The organism is Salegentibacter sp. Hel_I_6 (assembly GCF_000745315.1).
Lineage (GTDB): Bacteria > Bacteroidota > Bacteroidia > Flavobacteriales > Flavobacteriaceae > Salegentibacter.
This window is the reverse complement of the sequence record NZ_JQNQ01000001.1, coordinates 2,024,443-2,042,538: the sequence shown is the minus strand read 5'-3', so window position 1 is coordinate 2,042,538 and position 18,096 is coordinate 2,024,443. Positions and strand designations below refer to the sequence as shown.

At 37.4% G+C, this 18,096-nt stretch carries 17 protein-coding genes and 1 tRNA gene; 7 read left to right on the top strand and 11 right to left on the bottom strand.

What is annotated here, in order from left to right; all coding sequences use genetic code 11:
- Positions 1-4 precede the first annotated feature (4 nt).
- The gene (gene rsmI / locus FG27_RS09000) at positions 5-676 is read left to right on the top strand and encodes a 16S rRNA (cytidine(1402)-2'-O)-methyltransferase (protein ID WP_037318181.1); all 672 of its coding nucleotides are present in this window, start codon (positions 5-7) and stop codon (positions 674-676) included.
- Complete coding sequence (locus FG27_RS08995; protein WP_037318179.1) at positions 676-1,242, top strand: uracil-DNA glycosylase family protein; 567 nt, start codon at positions 676-678, stop codon at positions 1,240-1,242. The genes rsmI and FG27_RS08995 overlap by 1 nt, the downstream gene beginning before the upstream one ends.
- Positions 1,243-1,259: 17 nt before the next feature.
- Here the strand turns inward: FG27_RS08995 and ade are convergent, their stop codons facing one another.
- Complete coding sequence (ade, locus tag FG27_RS08990) at positions 1,260-2,885, bottom strand: adenine deaminase (RefSeq protein ID WP_037318177.1); 1,626 nt, start codon at positions 2,883-2,885, stop codon at positions 1,260-1,262.
- Positions 2,886-3,018: 133 nt separating this feature from the next.
- Here ade and recJ point away from each other — a divergent pair, with 133 nt between their 5' ends.
- The 3 genes from recJ to FG27_RS08975 all read left to right on the top strand — a co-directional run bounded on the left by recJ (position 3,019) and on the right by FG27_RS08975 (position 5,447).
- Positions 3,019-4,713, top strand: a complete 1,695-nt coding sequence (recJ, locus tag FG27_RS08985; protein WP_037318175.1) for a single-stranded-DNA-specific exonuclease RecJ — start codon at positions 3,019-3,021, stop codon at positions 4,711-4,713.
- A 148-nt stretch (positions 4,714-4,861) separates the two neighbouring features.
- Positions 4,862-5,215, top strand: a complete 354-nt coding sequence (locus FG27_RS08980; RefSeq protein WP_037318173.1) for a hypothetical protein — start codon at positions 4,862-4,864, stop codon at positions 5,213-5,215.
- Positions 5,196-5,447 (top strand): type II toxin-antitoxin system Phd/YefM family antitoxin, encoded by a 252-nt coding sequence (locus tag FG27_RS08975; protein ID WP_231563303.1) that lies wholly within the window; start codon positions 5,196-5,198, stop codon positions 5,445-5,447. The genes FG27_RS08980 and FG27_RS08975 overlap by 20 nt, the downstream gene beginning before the upstream one ends.
- 10 nt (positions 5,448-5,457) lie before the next feature.
- Here the strand turns inward: FG27_RS08975 and FG27_RS08970 are convergent, their stop codons facing one another.
- Together FG27_RS08970 and FG27_RS08965 are read right to left on the bottom strand one after the other, a co-directional pair.
- A complete protein-coding gene (locus FG27_RS08970) occupies positions 5,458-6,216 on the bottom strand; it encodes a UDP-2,3-diacylglucosamine diphosphatase (protein WP_037318171.1) in 759 nt (252 codons plus the stop codon).
- Positions 6,217-6,371: 155 nt separating this feature from the next.
- The gene (locus FG27_RS08965) at positions 6,372-6,821 is read right to left on the bottom strand and encodes a 6-carboxytetrahydropterin synthase (RefSeq protein WP_037318170.1); all 450 of its coding nucleotides are present in this window, start codon (positions 6,819-6,821) and stop codon (positions 6,372-6,374) included.
- Positions 6,822-6,922: 101 nt separating this feature from the next.
- On the opposite strand from FG27_RS08965, the gene FG27_RS08960 reads away from it, so the two are divergent.
- Positions 6,923-7,579 carry a 2OG-Fe(II) oxygenase gene (locus tag FG27_RS08960; protein ID WP_037318168.1) on the top strand — a complete coding sequence of 219 codons (657 nt, stop codon included), beginning with the start codon at positions 6,923-6,925 and terminating at the stop codon, positions 7,577-7,579.
- Positions 7,580-7,764: 185 nt separating this feature from the next.
- On the opposite strand, the gene FG27_RS08955 is transcribed toward FG27_RS08960, so the two are convergent.
- From FG27_RS08955 to FG27_RS08935, 4 genes are all read right to left on the bottom strand, one after another.
- Entirely contained in the window at positions 7,765-7,953 is a 189-nt protein-coding gene (locus FG27_RS08955) for a hypothetical protein (RefSeq protein WP_037318166.1), read from the bottom strand.
- A gap of 345 nt (positions 7,954-8,298) precedes the next feature.
- Positions 8,299-9,066 carry an enoyl-CoA hydratase/isomerase family protein gene (locus FG27_RS08945; protein ID WP_037318162.1) on the bottom strand — a complete coding sequence of 256 codons (768 nt, stop codon included), beginning with the start codon at positions 9,064-9,066 and terminating at the stop codon, positions 8,299-8,301.
- Between the two features lie 172 nt (positions 9,067-9,238).
- Entirely contained in the window at positions 9,239-10,567 is a 1,329-nt protein-coding gene (locus FG27_RS08940; RefSeq protein ID WP_037318160.1) for an MATE family efflux transporter, read from the bottom strand.
- A 79-nt stretch (positions 10,568-10,646) separates the two neighbouring features.
- Positions 10,647-11,168 carry a GNAT family N-acetyltransferase gene (locus FG27_RS08935; protein ID WP_037318158.1) on the bottom strand — a complete coding sequence of 174 codons (522 nt, stop codon included), beginning with the start codon at positions 11,166-11,168 and terminating at the stop codon, positions 10,647-10,649.
- A gap of 73 nt (positions 11,169-11,241) precedes the next feature.
- Here FG27_RS08935 and FG27_RS08930 point away from each other — a divergent pair.
- Positions 11,242-11,315 (top strand) — tRNA-Ala (locus FG27_RS08930).
- A gap of 260 nt (positions 11,316-11,575) precedes the next feature.
- On the opposite strand, the gene FG27_RS08925 is transcribed toward FG27_RS08930, so the two are convergent.
- The 4 genes from FG27_RS08925 to kbl form a co-directional block, all read right to left on the bottom strand.
- Positions 11,576-12,478: a S9 family peptidase gene (locus FG27_RS08925; protein ID WP_037318156.1), complete on the bottom strand. Its 903-nt coding sequence runs from the start codon at positions 12,476-12,478 to the stop codon at positions 11,576-11,578.
- 6 nt (positions 12,479-12,484) lie between these two features.
- The gene (locus FG27_RS08920; RefSeq protein WP_037318154.1) at positions 12,485-15,220 is read right to left on the bottom strand and encodes a PD-(D/E)XK nuclease family protein; all 2,736 of its coding nucleotides are present in this window, start codon (positions 15,218-15,220) and stop codon (positions 12,485-12,487) included.
- Positions 15,221-15,294: 74 nt separating this feature from the next.
- On the bottom strand, positions 15,295-16,704 hold the full coding sequence (locus tag FG27_RS08915; protein WP_037318152.1) for an OmpA family protein: 1,410 nt from the start codon (positions 16,702-16,704) through the stop codon (positions 15,295-15,297).
- Positions 16,705-16,898: 194 nt separating this feature from the next.
- Positions 16,899-18,092 (bottom strand): glycine C-acetyltransferase, encoded by a 1,194-nt coding sequence (gene kbl, locus FG27_RS08910; protein WP_037318150.1) that lies wholly within the window; start codon positions 18,090-18,092, stop codon positions 16,899-16,901.
- Between the last annotated feature and the right edge of the window lie 4 nt (positions 18,093-18,096).

Here is an 18,096-nt window from a genome sequence, read left to right as displayed (position 1 = left end):
TTTAATGGGAAAATTATTCCTGGTTCCAACGCCAATAGGAAATTTGGACGATATGACTTTTAGGGCGGTAAAAGTGCTAAAAGAAGTAGATACAATTCTTGCCGAAGATACCCGGAATAGCGGGAAACTTTTAAAGCATTTTGACATTGGTACGCATATGCAAAGTCACCATATGCACAACGAGCATAAAACGGTAGATCACATAGTTGAGCGGATTAAAAGTGGCGAAAATATAGCGCTGATAAGTGATGCCGGAACTCCCGCAATTTCAGATCCCGGGTTTTTATTGACACGCGCTTGTGTTGAAGCAGGCATAGAAGTAGATTGTTTGCCGGGCGCTACAGCTTTTGTTCCGGCGCTGGTAAATAGTGGTTTCCCAAACGATAAATTTATTTTTGAAGGTTTTTTACCGGTAAAAAAAGGCCGACAAACCCGCTTGAATTTACTTACCGAAGAAACCCGAACTATGATTTTTTACGAATCGCCTCATAAATTGCTAAAAACACTAAAACATTTTTCAGAATATTTTGGCGAAGACAGGCCGGTTTCGGTTTCTCGCGAAATTACTAAACTACATGAAGAAACAATTCGCGGAACGGCAGCTGAGGTTCTTCAACATTACACAAAAAAGCCGCCTAAAGGGGAAATTGTAATTGTGGTAAAAGGAAAATCTTAATGCAGGAATTGCTAAAAGAAGCCAGGGCCTGTAAATTTTGCGAAAAGCATCTGCCGCTTGGAGCAAGACCTATTGTAGAAGCCACTAAAAACTCTAAAATTGTTTTAATAAGTCAGGCGCCGGGAAGAATAGTCCACGAATCTGGCATTGCCTGGAATGATCAAAGCGGGAAAAAGCTCAGGGAATGGCTTGGGGTAAACGAAACAACTTTTTACGATAATAATAATTTTGCGATTCTTCCTATGGGATTTTGCTATCCGGGGAAAACTAAAACCGGCGATGCGCCACCCCGCAAAGAATGTGCACCAATGTGGCACGATACTATTCTTTCGGAATTAAAGAATGTTCAGCTTAAAATTCTAATTGGAGCCTACGCAGCAAATTATTACCTGCCCGGCAAATTAAATCTTACCGAAAAAGTAAGTGCATACCAGGATTTTCTACCTGATTATTGGTGTTTACCACATCCCTCGCCGGTGAACCGTTTTTGGAGAAGTAAAAATCCCTGGTTTGAGCAAGAGGTGGTACCCAAATTACAAACCAGGATTCATAAAATTATAGATTGATTGGCTAACGGTGTTAATTACTCTGCCAACTCCACAAAATCAAACTTTTTTCCGCTGAATAAACCTTTATCTGAAAGTTTTAGATCGGGAATCACTAAGAGCGCCATAAAAGAAAGCGTCATAAAAGGAGCTTTTAAGCTGCTGCCTAAATCTTTGGCCATTTTATCTATTTCTTCGTATAATCTACCGGTTTCCCAACCATCTTTATCGCTAATAATTCCCGCAATTGGCAGTGGTAGCACTTTTTGATCATTCTCGTTTACGCTACAAATTCCTCCTTTATGTTTAATGATGAGGTTTACCGCGTTACAAATCTCTTCGTCTGATGTTCCAACAGCGATAATATTATGTGAATCGTGCGCTACCGAGCTGGCAATCGCTCCTTTTTTCAAGCCGAAATTCTTTATAAATGCTACTGCAGGAGCTTTGTTCTCATAGCGATTAACCACCGTAATTTTTAAAATATCATTTTCAATATCTGAAATTAGTTCCCCGTTCTTTTCTAAAGCTTTTTGCTGAAGTTCATTAGTAATAAGTTCACCATCCAGCGCTTCAATAACTTTAATAGTATTACCGGCTGCTTTTATTTTAAAATCTTCCGGTTCTTTTGATGAAGTATGAAAATTATTGGGCTTTTCGAATGGTGAAGATTTGATGTAAGATTTACCATTTTCAGCAACTAACTCACCATCGATATAAGTTTGTAAAACTTCAAAGTTAGTCAGGTCTTTTACCGAAATAAAATCGGCTGGATCACCTACTTTTAATTGTCCGACTTCTAAATTATAATGATTTATTGGAGTAATACAAGCGACTTCCAGTACCTTAAACACATCTATACCTTTAGCCACCGCCCTTGCACAAAGCTGGTTAATATGTCCTAAAACCAGGTCGTCTGGATGTTTATCGTCTGAGCAAAACATCATATTTTTATAATGTTCAGGCAGCAGATCTATGAGCGTTTCAAAATTCTTGGCGGCGCTACCTTCGCGAATAAGTATTTTCATACCCAGGCCAAGCTTTTCTTCGGCTTCTTCAGCGGTATAACATTCGTGGTCTGTAGAAATACCGGCTGCAGCATATTTTTTAGCATTTTCCCCTCGTAAGCCGGGTGCATGGCCATCGGTAGGTTTGTTAAAATGTTTAGCCCAGGCAATTTTCTTCATCACTTCTTCATCTTCGAAGATCACGCCGGGATAATTCATCATTTCTGCGAGATATTTTATTTCGGGAAGTGCTAATAGGTCTTTAATATCTTCAGCATTAATAACCGCTCCCGAAGTTTCAAAATTGGTAGCCGGCACACAGGATGGCGCACCAAAATTAAATTTCAACGGACTTTTCTGTCCGTTTTCAATCATAAACTTAACGCCTTCCTTTCCTAAAACATTCGCGATCTCGTGAGGATCTGAAACCGTGGCTACCGTACCGTGAATTGCCGCCAGTCTTGCAAATTCTGTTGGAACCAACATAGAACTTTCTATGTGAATATGCGCATCTATAAACCCGGGAAGTAAAAAGCGTTTTACCCCGTGCTGTTTTTCTTCAATCTTTGCGATTTTCCCGTTCTCGATGCTGATTTCCGCAGGAAAAATCTCCCTGTTTTTAATATCTACGAGCTGGCCCTGTATAATTTTGGTCATATTTTATCTATAAATCCTAAGGCGTGAAATTAGGGATTATTATTAATTGCTGAAAAATTTCTATGAATCTGTTTTAGTGAATTCCCCCTTATTGGTATTGAAATACAATACGTATTTTTGAAAAAAACTTACGATGCGCTGGACTTTAAAACCTAAACCCGATTCTTTAGTTGTTGATAAACTTGCCGAAGAATTAGGGGTAGAAACACCTGTGGCAACACTTTTGGCGCAGCGCGGAATAATGACTTTTGAAGCTGCAAAAAAGTTTTTCAGGCCAAGTCTGGAAGAGCTGCACGATCCTTACCTGATGAAAGATATGGATGTGGCTGTAAACCGAATTCAGCAGGCAATTGCTTCCGAAGAAAATATTATGGTTTATGGCGATTATGATGTAGATGGGACCACCAGTGTGGCTTTGATGTCTTCTTACTTAAAAACCCTTACCCCAAATATTGCGACCTACATTCCCGATAGGTATACTGAAGGTTACGGCATTTCTTACCAGGGAATTGATTTTGCGGCAGATAACGATATTTCATTGATTATTGCCCTGGATTGTGGAATAAAAGCCATTGATAAAGTAGCTTATGCTGCTGAAAAGGGAATTGATTTTATTATCTGTGATCACCACCGGCCGGGAGAAACTATTCCTGAAGCCGTTGCAGTTCTGGATCCCAAGCGAGAAGATTGTGAATATCCATATAAAGAACTTTGTGGTTGCGGGGTTGGTTTCAAATTAATCCAGGCTATAAACACTAAAAGAGGAGGAACGCCAGAAGTTTTACTGCCTTACCTCGATCTAGTTGCTACTGCCATTGGCGCCGATATAGTGCCTATTACCGGTGAGAACCGAATTCTGGCCTATCACGGTTTGAATGTTATTAACGTTGCACCCCGAATGGGATTCAAGGCAATTCTGGCACAGGTTAAAAAGGATAAACTTATAATAACTGATGTAGTTTTTATTATTGCACCGCGTATAAATGCAGCCGGAAGAATGAAGCACGGCTTGCACGCGGTGAATTTGCTTACCGAAGAAGACGAAGCGACCGCTATGGAATTCGCTGGTGAAATTGAGAATTTTAACGCCGAAAGAAAAACTACCGATAAAGCGATAACGGTTGAAGCATTAGATCAAATTGAGGAATTGAAGGAGCAGGAACGCTATAGTACCGTGGTTTATCACGAAGGTTGGCATAAGGGTGTGATAGGGATCGTGGCTTCCCGTTTAACCGAAACCTATTACCGCCCAACACTTGTTTTTACAAAAAGCGGTGAGAAACTGGCGGCTTCAGCTCGCTCGGTGAAGGGTTTTGATGTGTATAATGCTTTAGAAGCCTGTAAAGAACATATCGAGCAGTTTGGCGGACATAAATATGCGGCAGGATTGACTTTGGAAGCTTCAGAATATGAAAACTTTAAAGCGAAGTTCGAGTCGGTGGTTTCTGAAACTATTGATAGACGCCTGCTAACTCCGGAAATTGCTGTAGATGCCGAAATTGATCTAGATGAAATTACTCCGAAATTTTTTAGAATTCTAAAGCAATTTGCTCCTTTTGGGCCGGGGAATATGAGTCCGGTTTTTATGACCCAAAATCTTACTGATACAGGTTATGGGAAATGTGTGGGTGCAGATGAAGCACATCTAAAATGCCAGGTAAAACAGAAAGGAAAGTCCGCAGTCTTTGATATGATCGGCTTTGGACTGGGAGAGAAATTCGAAACAATTTCAGAAAAGAAAACTTTTAAAGCGGTTTATTCTCTAGACGAAAATGAGTGGAACGGGAATGTTTCTATTCAGTTAAAACTAAAAGATATCAGCGAATAAATCTCTTCTATTTAGATTCATTTTAAATAATAATTTTATATTTGGGTAATCTATCTCGTAGCAAGGACACGAGTTATAAAATGATGTTGAAATTTCAAGGCAAGCTTCGGAGTTTTTAAATTTCGATTATCGAGTAAATTATTTTAAAATGGATGATGTAGCTGTAATTTATCACAACAAATTGGGAATTTCTTTTCGATGGAAAAATAATTTACCAAATGCCGATCCTGAAAGAGTACAAATGGTTTTTAAGGATATGGGCTTCTATTTGTTACCTGAAGAAATTCAGCATTTTTCAAATAATATACAGGCTGCTAAATATTATAATTGCGGTAATTGTGGCAGTGAAAAATCCTGTAGAAATATTCTATTAAGATCTCCACTTGAAAAAATGGATTTTGCGGTAAGTGCCATAGAACTTGAGCAAATTTCAGATTTAATAGAGGGAACTTTATTTAAATTAAACCTAGAAGATTATCTGAATGGCTGTGGGAGGAATTAAACAGTCTTGCGAGATGAAAAGGGTCAAATACTCAAATCTAAAATTCTGGATGAATAAGGTTCAGAATGATAATATTAAAGTAACTATTAGCATGAAAGAGGGGAGGGATTTAGTTTTGCTTCCACTCGAAGAATATAATTCTCTGAAAGAAACAATTTATTTACTCAGCGGCAAAAACAGGGAGGTTTTATTAAAATCAATCGATGAACTTGAAACAGGGTGTAAGAAATAGTTACAATAACTTATAATTTTAATTTCCTTAAAACCGTCTTCTCGCCATCAAAAACCGCATAGGTGTAAAAATCTATCCAGTCGCCGGTATTGATATAGGTCGATTTACCGTTTAGGTCAATTTCCAGGGGTAAATGTCGGTGGCCAAAAAGAAAATAATCGTAATGCTTTTCTTCTAATTTTCGCCTGCAATATTGAATAAGCCATTCCTTTTCTTCTCCTAAAAATTTTTGCTCCTGGTCTCCCGAGATCGCCTTGTTTTTTACCGAAAAATACTGCGCTAGCGGAATACCTAAATCTGGATGCAACCAGCGATAAAGCCATTTTGAAAACGGATTTGTAAATACCTTTTTCATTCGTTTATAACCATGGTCTCCAGGGCCAAGTCCGTCCCCATGGGCAATAAGGAAGGTTTTATTATTGAATTCAAATTCTTTAGGCTTACGAAATACCGGGATATTAAGTTCGTCTTCAAAATAACTTTCCATCCACAAATCGTGATTCCCTACAAAAAAATAAATCGGGATGCCGCTATCTTTAATTTCTGCAAGTTTCCCTAAAACCCTTACAAAACCTTTAGGGACGGCGTGTTTATACTCAAACCAAAAGTCAAAAAGATCACCGAGAAGAAAAATAGCGGCAGCGTCCTCTTTAATTTCATCCAGCCATTTTACAAACCTCAATTCCCTTGGCCTGCTTTCTTCTTGAGTAGGTGCACCAAGGTGATTATCGCTGGAGAAATAAACTTTTTTGCCTTCGGGAATAGTCATTTATGATAATTCTAAGCTGTAAATATAAATATTTTGATATTTAGACCTCAACCTGTGAGGTCTACGTGTTTTAACCCTTCCGTCTTAATCTTCTCTCGAAGATTAATCCACCTTCCCTCAAAAAGGGAAGGAGTTTCTTTGGTTACTCGGGGGGCTTATTGATCGCTTGCAAACCATTCAGCAAAACTGGATTCGGTTTCCTGGAGTTTAAGCGAGTGAAGTTTTATATGTTCGGGTAAATGTTTTTGAATCTTTTCAGCAAAATCTACCACCATATTTTCGCTGGTGGGTTGGTATTCTACCAGGATAACGTGATGTCCTCGATTTTTTAATTCTTCAGCAAGCTCTACGTGAGGCGTGTTTTTATTAAAAACCGTGGCGTGGTCAAACTTATCTACAATTTCAGCTTTCACGATCTTTTTTAAATCCCCAAAATCTATTACCATCCCAAATTTCACATTATCGCTATCAGTAATAGGTTCCCCAATCACACAAACACTAAGTTTATAGCTGTGGCCGTGAACGTTTCGGCATTTGCCATCGTAGCCATAAAGGGCGTGGCCGGTTTCAAAAGAGAACTGTTTGGTAATTCTAATCTTGCTCATCTCGCGTTATTTTTGGCAAAGTTAAGGGTTTTTTAGCGTTATATTTTTTTGGCTTTGCAATTATGTTTCTGTTGTATATTTACCCGTTTTTTTAATGAAAAATGATAACAGAAACTGCTCCCGAACTTTTTGAACAACTGGATTTTATAGAAAATCCTTTTTACGAAAATATTATTACCGATTTAGTTGAAAATCAATACTGTATTGTAGACGATTTTTTTAATGCTGAAGAAGTGGCTATGCTTCGAAATTCTTTAAAATCGAAATTTGAAGAAGCGCAATTCAAAAAGGCGGCGATTGGCAATAAAACTAATGAAATTGTTGCTAAATCTATTCGTGGAGACTTTATTTTATGGCTTAACGAAGCTGAAGCAGGAAAGGCTGAAAACCTGTTTTTCAACAAAATCAATTCGTTGGTAGCTTATTTGAATAAAACCTGTTTCCTCGGAATTTTAACTAAAGAATTTCATTACGCGCTGTATCCTGAAGGTACTTTTTATCAGCGACATCTGGACACTTTTCAGAATGATGGGAGAAGAAAACTTTCTATGGTTTGTTATTTAAATGAAGAAGACTGGAAGCCAGAAAATGGAGGAGAATTGGTTATTTATTCCGAAGAAAATGGAGTTGAGGTTTCGAAATCCATTTATCCAATGCCGGGGCGTGTTGTAATTTTTGAAAGTCAGGTATTGGAACACGAAGTAAAGCCGGTGAAAACTGCAAGACTAAGTATTACGGGCTGGTTAAAAACAAGATAATCACTGGAGAATCAAGATTTACTGCCTCGAAATCAAGAATTGTTTTCTATATATCGTGGATTTCTCCCGAAGTAATTATTTTTTGAACTTTTTATAAAGTACCACAACAATTAAAACCAGCGCTAATATTAGCCAGAATCCCATTCCGCTTAAAAAACTTAGAAATTCCCAGGTATCTTCTCCCATTAATTCATGCGGCTTTTTTGCTGCCTTCTTCTCCAGCTATAGCGAGCATAAAGAAAAATAGCAAGAATGAGTAAAATACCCATCAGGTAAAGCCAATTGTCGGCGATAAATTCCCAGATGGTAAAACCCCATTCTTCTTCACTTGTTGCGTCTCGATCTTTTGGTAAATGTTCCTGTGGTAAGCCCATAAAGGTGTTTCTAAGTAATGAAAATAAGCTTTTCTGCCTAAGAAATATGTTATAACGATGCTAATTTTACTCGATAATCGAGATTAAATGCTCCGAGGTTTGCCTCGAAATGGAATTATATTTTCCAATTATAATGCTTCGTGAGCTTGCTCCGAAGTGGTTTACGAACCGGAATTTTTATTCGGAAGCTTTTTAATTCTTATGCGATGAAGAAATACGAAAGGAACCATAATTAGAAGAAAGGCTAAGATTATTAAAAGAAAATTATCGGCAATGAAAGAACCGAAGGAAATTCCCAATTCCTGAACCTTGCCACTACTATTGGCAGAATAGAATAAAAGCATATTATTTTTTATATTTAGCTAAAGCGTTTTTAGTAAAGTCTGAAAGCACCAATTCTCCTGAAATTGCTGCTCTTTCGGCCAATAATTCGTCCCAATGGGAAGTATTTTTCCAAAGCATTTGTTTCATTTCGAAGAGTGCTTCCGGGTTATAAGAAGCCAGTTTTTCGGTAAAAATCATTACCTCCTTATCAAGTTCTTTTAAACTTTCAAACACACGGGCATATAATCCTTTATCCTTCGCCCAATAAGCGTTTTTCCATTCGTGGGCGGCAAGGCTCAATTCCCCAAGTGCGCCCACACCAATTTTGCGTTCTACGGCCGGAGCAATCACAAACGGACCAATACCTATACTAATTTCTGAAAGTTTTATTGCAGCAGCATCAGTGGCCATAGCATAATCGCAAGCGGCTATTAATCCCACTCCGCCGCCAACGGTTTTCCCCTGGATGCGGCCTACAACGAGTTTTTTACATTTTCGCATCGCGTTTAAAACTTTGGCAAAACCCGAAAAGAATAATTTCCCCGCTTGCATAGTTTCTATCGCTACCAGCTCGTCAAAAGAAGCACCGGCACAAAAGGCCTTTTCTCCTTCAGATTTTAATAAAATCACTTTTACACTATCGTCTTCAGACAATTTCTGAAACTCTTTCTCAAGTCGGTCTAATAACTCTGAAGGGAAAGAATTACTGGCAGGATGGCCAAATTCTAAGTGGGCGATTCCGTTTTCAATATTGGTATATAAACTTCCGTTTTCACGTGTGGTAGACATAAATTTGGTTTTTCAGTTAGCTGAATATCCAAATTTAGAAAGATTAAGCCTGATTTTGCCAGTTTTGGATTAAAATTTAGAGTTTGCATTTTATATAGTGAAAAGTGAGCAGTGAGGTAAACAGGGAATATTTTAGACTGTATACTGCCTACTGAGACTGCCAACTGAAAACTTAGACTTCTTTCTGTAAATATTTTCTTCTGAATTTAATGACCAAACCGGCACTGCGAATAAGCATCCAGACAAAAAAGGCGATCCAGATACCGTAGAGTTTTAAGCCGTAATAATCTGAAATTAAAAGGGCAGGAGTGAAGCCCAGAAACGTGGCTACCAGCAATAAATTACGCAGATACTTTGCCTCGCCCAAACCTTTAAAGATTCCGTCGAACATAAAAGCGATGGCATTTACCGGTTGCATTAATAGTACGATCCAAAAAACCGATGAGAATATGGCCAGGACAGCTACATCCTTATTAAAAACTAATCCAATTTGATTGTAGAATAGTCCGCAGATGGCCATTAACATAAAAGCGATCAAAACCGCATATTTGCTTATTTTCTTACTGAGTTCCCATAAATTTCTGTAATCCCTTGCGCCGAGTAATTTTCCGCCAATCGCGTTTCCGGCATTGGCATAACCATCTATAAAAAAGCTAAAGAAAAGCCAGATGTTCATCAAAATACTTTGAGCAGCGATATAGTTTTTCCCGTAATCGGTGGCGTAGGCATTGGCCAGGTAAATGGCGAAATTTAAGGCTGCCGTTCTAACAAAAAGGTTGGCGGCCATAAGTAAAAGCCCTTTTAAACGCGGATTTATATTGAAGCTCAGTTTTAAGTGAAAAGGCGTTTTTTTAAAGAAAAACCATAGTGCCATCACCAGCATTGTCCCTTGTGCAGCAAGACTGGCATAAGCGGCGCCTTTAAGATGCATTGCAGGAATCAGTCCGTCGATTCCATAAACCAGCAGAAAATCCAATCCTACATTCACCGCTGCACCGGCAAGACTACATTTCATTGCCCAAAGTGTGTTCTGAAGTCCGCGAAATACTCCGAAAATAGCAAAAGTCACTAAAGTTAACGGATAGCCCAAAGCGCGAATTTGATAATATTCTTCAGAATATTGTAGAATTAAACCTTCGGCATTGTAGGCGCTAAAGATTGCTTCTGCGAAAAAAGCGGTAGTAGCATAGATCACCAGGCTAAAAGCAAAATTGAAATAAATCGCCTGCGGAATAAGCGTTTTTACCGCGTGAAGTCGGTTAGCTCCCAGGTGTTGCGAAACGATAGCTGAAATTGCGGTTTTGGTTTGAGCTACAATCCAAATAATTGCTGAAAGAAATGAACCTACAATTCCTGCTGCAGCCAGTGCTTCAACCGAGTTTTTTTCTACATTCCCAATTACCGCAATATCGGTAAGCGAGATAAGCGGTTCGGCAACCCCTGCGATAATTGCGGGAATGGCAATTCGGTTTATATTTTTAAAACTAACAGAAGATTCCAACAGCTATTATTTTCAGCAGCAAATATAGAATGCTTTATTTTAAAGCCTCATCGCAAGACTAATTTCTTAAGGGTTTTTCTTAATTTTTCGTTTTAGCAGTTGCTAAAAGTTTTTCGTAGCAATGAAAAGGCTGATCATTTTTATGGGGAAAATAAACATCGCCTAATTTTGTATATTCGCGGGCTTCGTAAAATTTTTGATTGCGTTTATTTTGGCTAAACGTATCTAAGCGAATAGAGTTGAAATTTTGTTTTATAGCAAATTCTTCAGCATAATCCATCATTTTTCTGGCGTATCCCTTGCCCCAAAATTCTGGGTGCGTAGCGAGCCTGTGAACATAAAGATTATTGTCGGTTTTGCCGAGCCAGTTTATAGTTCGATAAACTTCATCCATTTTTGAAGTGAGTACGATAATGGAAATAATCATATTTTCTTCTTCAAAAACATATAATTCTTGCTTCTGTATGTCGTTTTGAAGTTTTTCCAGGGAAGGATAATTTTCATTCCATTGAAAGATATTTTGCTGCTGAAGCGATTTAGCACAGGCTTCGGTTAGTTTCTTGATCTCCCTGAGATCGTTTTGGTTAGCTTTTCTAATCATTTTTTAATCAGCAATAATAAATAAAAGTTCTTTGTTGGAATTTACAGAAAATTATTACATTTGCCTTCCAATTGGGGGATTAGCTCAGCTGGCTAGAGCGTTTGGCTGGCAGCCAAAAGGTCATCGGTTCGACTCCGATATTCTCCACAAAACCACCGTTTTTCGCGGTGGTTTTTTATTTCCGAAATTATAATTTTGAAAAAATAACCACGCTGTCTAAAAAAGGTTTTCATAAAGCTGAACTTGTTTCAGACTTTATCCCGAATTTGCTTCGGGATTCTAAAATGTTTAGACAATTAAAATATTAGATTCTGAACTAAATTCAGAATGACGATTTATTTAAAATAAAAAACGATCTTAAAAATTAATTCAAGACCGTTTTTAGTGAAAATATTCCTTTAAAAAACTTAAGAATCAGCTTCGTCGTTATCTATGTATTCGTCTTTTAGATCCTGCACGCTGGCTGCAAGAAACTCTGAGGTTCTATTCAACACGTGTTGAAATTCTTTAGTTAATTCATCTTTATTCCACGGGTGCGAAATACCAAAAACGTGGTCTGCATTTTCAACTAAAAGCAATTTTGAAATTGGGCTCCATTCAAATAAATTCCCGGCATCGGCAATAGAAACCGTGGTGTCATTGCTTCCATGGGCTATAAAATGAGGAATATCCAGTTTCTTGGTAGATTTTTGAATATTTAAGCGCTCTCTATTCTCTTTAAAGTTCTTGTAGAATTGGTAATGATGCGGTAACTGCTGCCCGGTACGGGTGTTTTTTATGTATTGTACGCCTTTTTTCTCCCAGGCTTCCAGTTCTTTTTCTTTTGGAAAACGTGAGGCAAAATCACTTACCGCTGCCAGGGTTATTAATTTATCAACTCTTTCTTCTTCAGCAGCTTTAATAATTGCAATACCACCGCCACGCGAATGACCAATTAAGTTGATGCTTTTTGTGTCTATTTGTACTGCCTGATCAAAATCTGGAGTTAGTATCCAATCTAACACCGATTGCAAATCGTCTAATTCTTTGATGTAGTTATTGTCACCAAAAGCTTCAATATTCAGGAATTCGGTTGGATTCTCAGGAGATGTGCCGTTATGAGAAAAATTAAATTTTACGAAAAAATAGCCTTTTTCAGCATAAAATTCACCCATTTTATCCCAGGCACCCCAGTCTTTAAAACCTTTATAGCCATGACAAAAAATAACAACAGGCTTGGGTTTTTTATCGTCTTTAAAAATAAGATCGGCCAGGATTGGTTTGTTGTGTTTTCCTTCTATTTCAAGGTTTGTTCTTTTAGTAATTTCCATAGATTTTTATATTTCTTTTTCTGTAAAAGGAATTGTAGGATCACAAATTTCGGTAATTAATTTCTTTAATTCTATTTGAAATGACTCCATGATTTCCCCATTTATAGCGCTTTCTTTTATTTTTGCTCGTGGCTTATCTTTTTTGGTGAATTTTAGAAATCCACCTTTTAAGTTTTTAAACGAAATTATCCCGGCTTCAACAGGAAGTTCCAGTTGTTTTTCTAAGTATAGCAAATTAGTATAAGCTAAAACCTGAAAACTTTTACTGTATTTATCGTAATCTGAAGCCAAATTTTCCCAATCTACAATTTCAACTTTGTCCTGGGTAACTTTCCCAGTTTTATAGTCAATAATTCTGGTAATACCGTTAGTATTTTCTACACGATCAACTTTTCCGCGCATAAATATCGGAAAACCAATATTTTCTATCTCAATTTTAGCTTTTAAAGTTTTCTCAATTTTTAGAATTTTAATTTCTTCTGATTTAATTCGCTCTAATTCCAGGTTTAGAAAATTATGAAGATAGCGTTTAGCTACTTCAAAAATTAAGAGGTTTTTACCTTTATTAACCGGGCCCTGAGCATAAGATTTTTCAAACTGAAGTTTCACTTCATTATCAATCTTCTTTTTAAAATCTTTTAAATGTTCTGCTGTAAGTATCTGGTTTTCTAGCGGAGTATAAAAATTCTCCAGACTATCGTGAACCACTGTTCCTAGCGTGTTATAAGCTACGGTCTCTTCAACTTCTTCCCGGTCCCGAACGCCTAGAATGTACTGGCGATAAAAATCTAAAGGATTTCTAATATAAGAAGTAAGGGCTGAAGGGGAGAAGCCATATTCTGCAAGTGACTTTATTTTCTCCATAATTTCTGGAGTTTTTTGCACAACGCGAAGTTCATTTTTGATAGCTGGAACCCTGGGGCTTACCATAGCGTGATGCAATTGATGCGCTGCTTGTTTTTCAATTTCCAATTGTGTAAGAAACCTGCTTTTTTCTCCGGAATTTAATCCGTCGGTTTCCGTGTTGTATAGTAAGTGAATATTTACAGCGCGTTGTAGTAGACGATAAAAGTGATAGGTATAAACCGCATCTTTTTCTTTGTAAGTTGGTAGTTTATAGGTTTGCTTGAGATCAAAAGGAATAAAAGAACTTCCCGATTTTCCTGATGGCAAAACACCTTCATTTACAGAGCAAATTATCACATTTTTAAAGTCCATTGCACGAGATTCCAGCATTCCCATTAACTGTAAACCTTTAAATGGTCTTCCCTGAAAATCCAGGCTTTGGGTGCTCATAATTTCTTTATAAAACTGGTAAAGCGATTTAACCGTTTTTAAATGCGGATAGGTTTCGTTTAAATTTTCCAGTTTATTAAAAAGCACGTGAAATTGATATAAAAATTCCAGCCCAAGCTTATTTTCGCTATTCTTAAAATGAAATTTTATTTCATTAATTATTCGTTGAAAAGCTTCCAGAGATTTTACCGGGGAATTATCCCAGCCTTTAAAACAGGCTTCTATTAAAATTCTTGTTTCTGAAGAAAAAGAATCTATAATTTCTTTTTCAGAAAGATTGACCCTGTTCTCTTTTTGAATTTTCTCTACAAAAATTTCGGTTTCAGACTTTAAAATTTCGTTTAGAGCCGGATGATTTATTACCGAAATAACATCCTTATAATAATAGGTCGCTGCAGTGTTTTGATGAATTTGGAACAACCTGTCAAAAAGTGAAGCGATTGGTGCGTTTTTTAGCGGAAAGCCCATCGTTATATTTAAATCTTTCACTTTGGGAGGCAGGCTGTTTAAAACGGGTAATAAGAGGTCTTCTTCCCCCAAAATTACTGCGGTCTCCTGAAGTGTTTCTTCATCTAAATTGGCTAATAGCTCTCCCAAATATTTTGCCTGTCCTACATTTTTAGGAATCCCGGTAATTTTAATTTCTTTTGGATTACTATACTCGTTTACATTTAATTTGGGCAGTTTTTCACGGTATACAGGCCAGTCTTTTAAATACTGGTTTATAAAAAGAGAAGCGTCGTGTTGGCGGTCTTTTATAAAAACCTCATCGAGATCCCAATAAACCTCTGCAAGCTCATTTTTTAGAAGGTACTGAAGGATTTGTTGCTCGGCGTTATTTAATGCGTTAAAACCTATAAAAATGTATTTGCCGGGATGCTTTTGGTAGTATTGTTCAATATTTTCTGAAGCCTTTCTATAAATCAATCCCTGATAGCCAATATTTTTTGAGAGCAATTCATCTTTTAGGGCTTCGTAAAAGGCTGGAAGGCTGTTCCAGAAGGATAAATAATTATTTATTAGTTCGGTTTTGGGCTCCTGGATAGACCAATGTTTCAAATCCTGAATGTCTGCGAGATAGTTAAAGAAACTTTTATAATCGATTAAGTAGCGATCTATTTCATTAAAGTCGTGAATAAGGCTTTGTGCCCAGGCAGTAAATGTTTCAAAATCTTCCTGTTCTTTTAGAGGCGTAATTTTTTTGTAAACATTGTAGAATTCAAAAAGGCTAATCGTGTTGTCTATAGTTTTGGTTTCAGCAATTACTTCGGTAAACTCTTCGATACTAAAGACTTTAGGAGCGAAAATATGATTATTGCTTAATGCCGAAAGCTCTTTGAGTAGAAAACTTCCCGCGCGTTTGCTGGGAAGAATAAAGATAATTTCTGAAATATTTTCTTCTGAAGAAATGAGTTCCCTTAGAACTCCTGAAATAAAAGATACCATAGCCTAAAAATAAAAAACGCCCCGGGAACCGGAGCGTTTTTCTATAATAATTATCTAACTAATTACCAGATTTCTTATTCCATAGAAGAATCAGAATCTTTCATCTCTTTATTTTTATCTAAAGAAATTTCAACTCTTCTGTTTTCCTGTCTTCCAGCTGCGGTGTTGTTTGTTGCAATTGGTCTTTCTTCACCATAACCTTCAGAGGTTAATCTTGCAGCAGGAATTCCATTTTCCTGAAGGAAAGTTTTTACAGCAGCAGCACGCTCACGAGAAAGTTTCTCATTGTATTCTGCACTACCTGTACTATCTGTATGACCTTCGATGTGGAAAATAGTATTTGGATATTCTTCCATAATTTGTTCAATAGCCATTAAAGCTTCTTCAGATCCTGATCTGATAGTAGATTTATTAAGATCGAACAATACAGTTTTAGAATATTCATTTAATTCCTGAATAACTTCCACGTCTGGTTCTGGACATCCATTGTTAGCTGCAGTTCCTGCAACATCTGGACACTCATCATCTTTATCTAATACACCATCACCATCACGGTCTTCGTAAGGACAACCATTGTTTTCAGCAGGACCTGCTTCGTTAGGACAGTCGTCTTCGTTATCTGCAACTCCGTCGCCATCAGCATCAGGACATCCATTAAGTTCAGCTAATCCAGCTACTTCAGGACAATCATCTTCTGGATCTGGAATCCCATCACCATCGGTATCAGGACATCCGTCAAATTCAGCTAATCCAGCAACATCAGGACAGGCGTCCATACGATCTTCGATGCCATCACCGTCAGAATCTGGACATCCGTTAAATTCTGGTAAACCAGGAATTTCAGGACACTCATCATCTTTATCGTAGATACCATCACCATCAGAATCGGTTCCACCAAACATAAATTTCACACCACCTGCGTGTTGAAAGTGAGTTGCACCATCAACGTCAAATACGTGCTTGTAGTTTGATTCAAGAGTTAAAGCAACATTATCTGTAAACCAAAAATTTAATCCGAATTTACCATTAAGTGTTGCTGCACTAAGATCAGAAATTGGAAAATCACCATTATCGGCAATACTGGTGTAACCACCACCAACACCAACAAAAGGATCTAACCAGCCATCATTTAATAGCGCTCTAAGGCTATAATTAAAAGATCCGTCTACAGCATAATATGCCATTTGTGGAACGGCCATTTCGCCATATTGTTCGATTTGGTTTACAGAACCCGCAAGTTCAAATACTACACCACCACCAATATAGCGTCCCACGGTTAGTCTTGACATAGATGGCAGGATATTCCAGTGATCTCCTACGTTGAAGTAATCGTCAAATGTTCCACCTACATCTGTAGTAGGGTGAAAATCTACCGCATTGGTTTGGATCCCTAAAGCCCAGGGATTGTTAGCATCCTGTGCAGATACCGAAGTAATGCCCAGAACCAACATTGTAGCGAATAAAATTTTGCTAAGATGTTTCATATTCAATAGTTTAGTTTTAAGTGTTAATTGTTAACAAAAGTAGAGTGTTAAAGCTTATCGGCAAAGCATAAAATAATAAAGTTTTCTTAATAAACCCTTGAATAATGCAGTTTTTGAGAGCTTTTTAAGAATTGAGAACCTTTATTTTTGCTAAATTTTCAGTATTACGTTTCTACTTTTTAACAATAGCGCTTTTAAATTACCTCTAATTCTTTTCCAACTTTTCTAAATGCAGCAATTGCTTTATCTAAATGTTCGCGCTCGTGAGCTGCAGAGAGTTGTACTCTTATTCTTGCTTTCTCTTTGGGCACTACGGGATAGAAAAATCCAATTACATAAATGCCTTCCTCTAATAACCTATCGGCCATTTTTTGGGATAGTTTAGCATCATACAACATTACCGGTACAATGGCAGATTCTCCATCAATAATATCAAATCCAGCATCTTTAATTCCCTGTTTGAAATACTCGGTATTACTTTTTAATTTATCTCTAAGGCTATTGTCCTTTTCCAACATTTCAAAAACCTTAATTGAAGCGCCAACTATCGAGGGGGCAAGTGAGTTTGAAAATAAATAAGGTCTTGAGCGTTGTCTTAGTAATTCAATAATTTCTTTTTTGGCAGTAGTATATCCACCCATTGCTCCACCAAGGGCTTTCCCTAAAGTTCCCGTGATAATATCTACTCTATCCATCACTCCTTTTTCTTCCAGGGTGCCAATTCCTTTTTCACCAATAAACCCGGTAGCGTGACATTCGTCTATCATTACCAGTGCATCATATTTGTCTGCTAAATCGCAAATTTTATCTAATGGTGCTACAAGACCGTCCATGGAGAAAACACCATCTGTAACAATAAGTTTGAATCTTGCTCCTTTTTCGTTGGCGTCTTTAAGTTGTTTTTCCAAATCGGCCATATCGCCATTTTGGTAACGATACCTGGCGGCTTTACATAAACGCACTCCATCTATAATAGAAGCATGGTTCAATGAATCTGAAATTATTGCATCTTCTTTGGTGAAAAGTGGTTCAAAAATACCACCATTTGCGTCAAAACACGCAGCGTATAGAATAGTATCTTCGGTTCCGTAGAAATTAGCTATTTTTTGCTCAAGTTCTTTATGAATATTCTGGGTACCGCAAATAAATCTTACACTAGACATTCCAAAACCGTGGGTATCCATAGTGTCTTTTGCCGCTTGTATAACCTCTGGATGAGATGATAACCCCAAATAGTTATTAGCGCAAAAGTTAATTACTTCCTGTCCTGTAGAAATCTTGATTGCCGCATCCTGAGGACCGGTTATAATTCTTTCTTTCTTAAAAAGCCCGTCTTCCTTAATTTGTTCGAGCTCTTTTTCTAAATGTTCTTTTATTGATCCGTACATAATT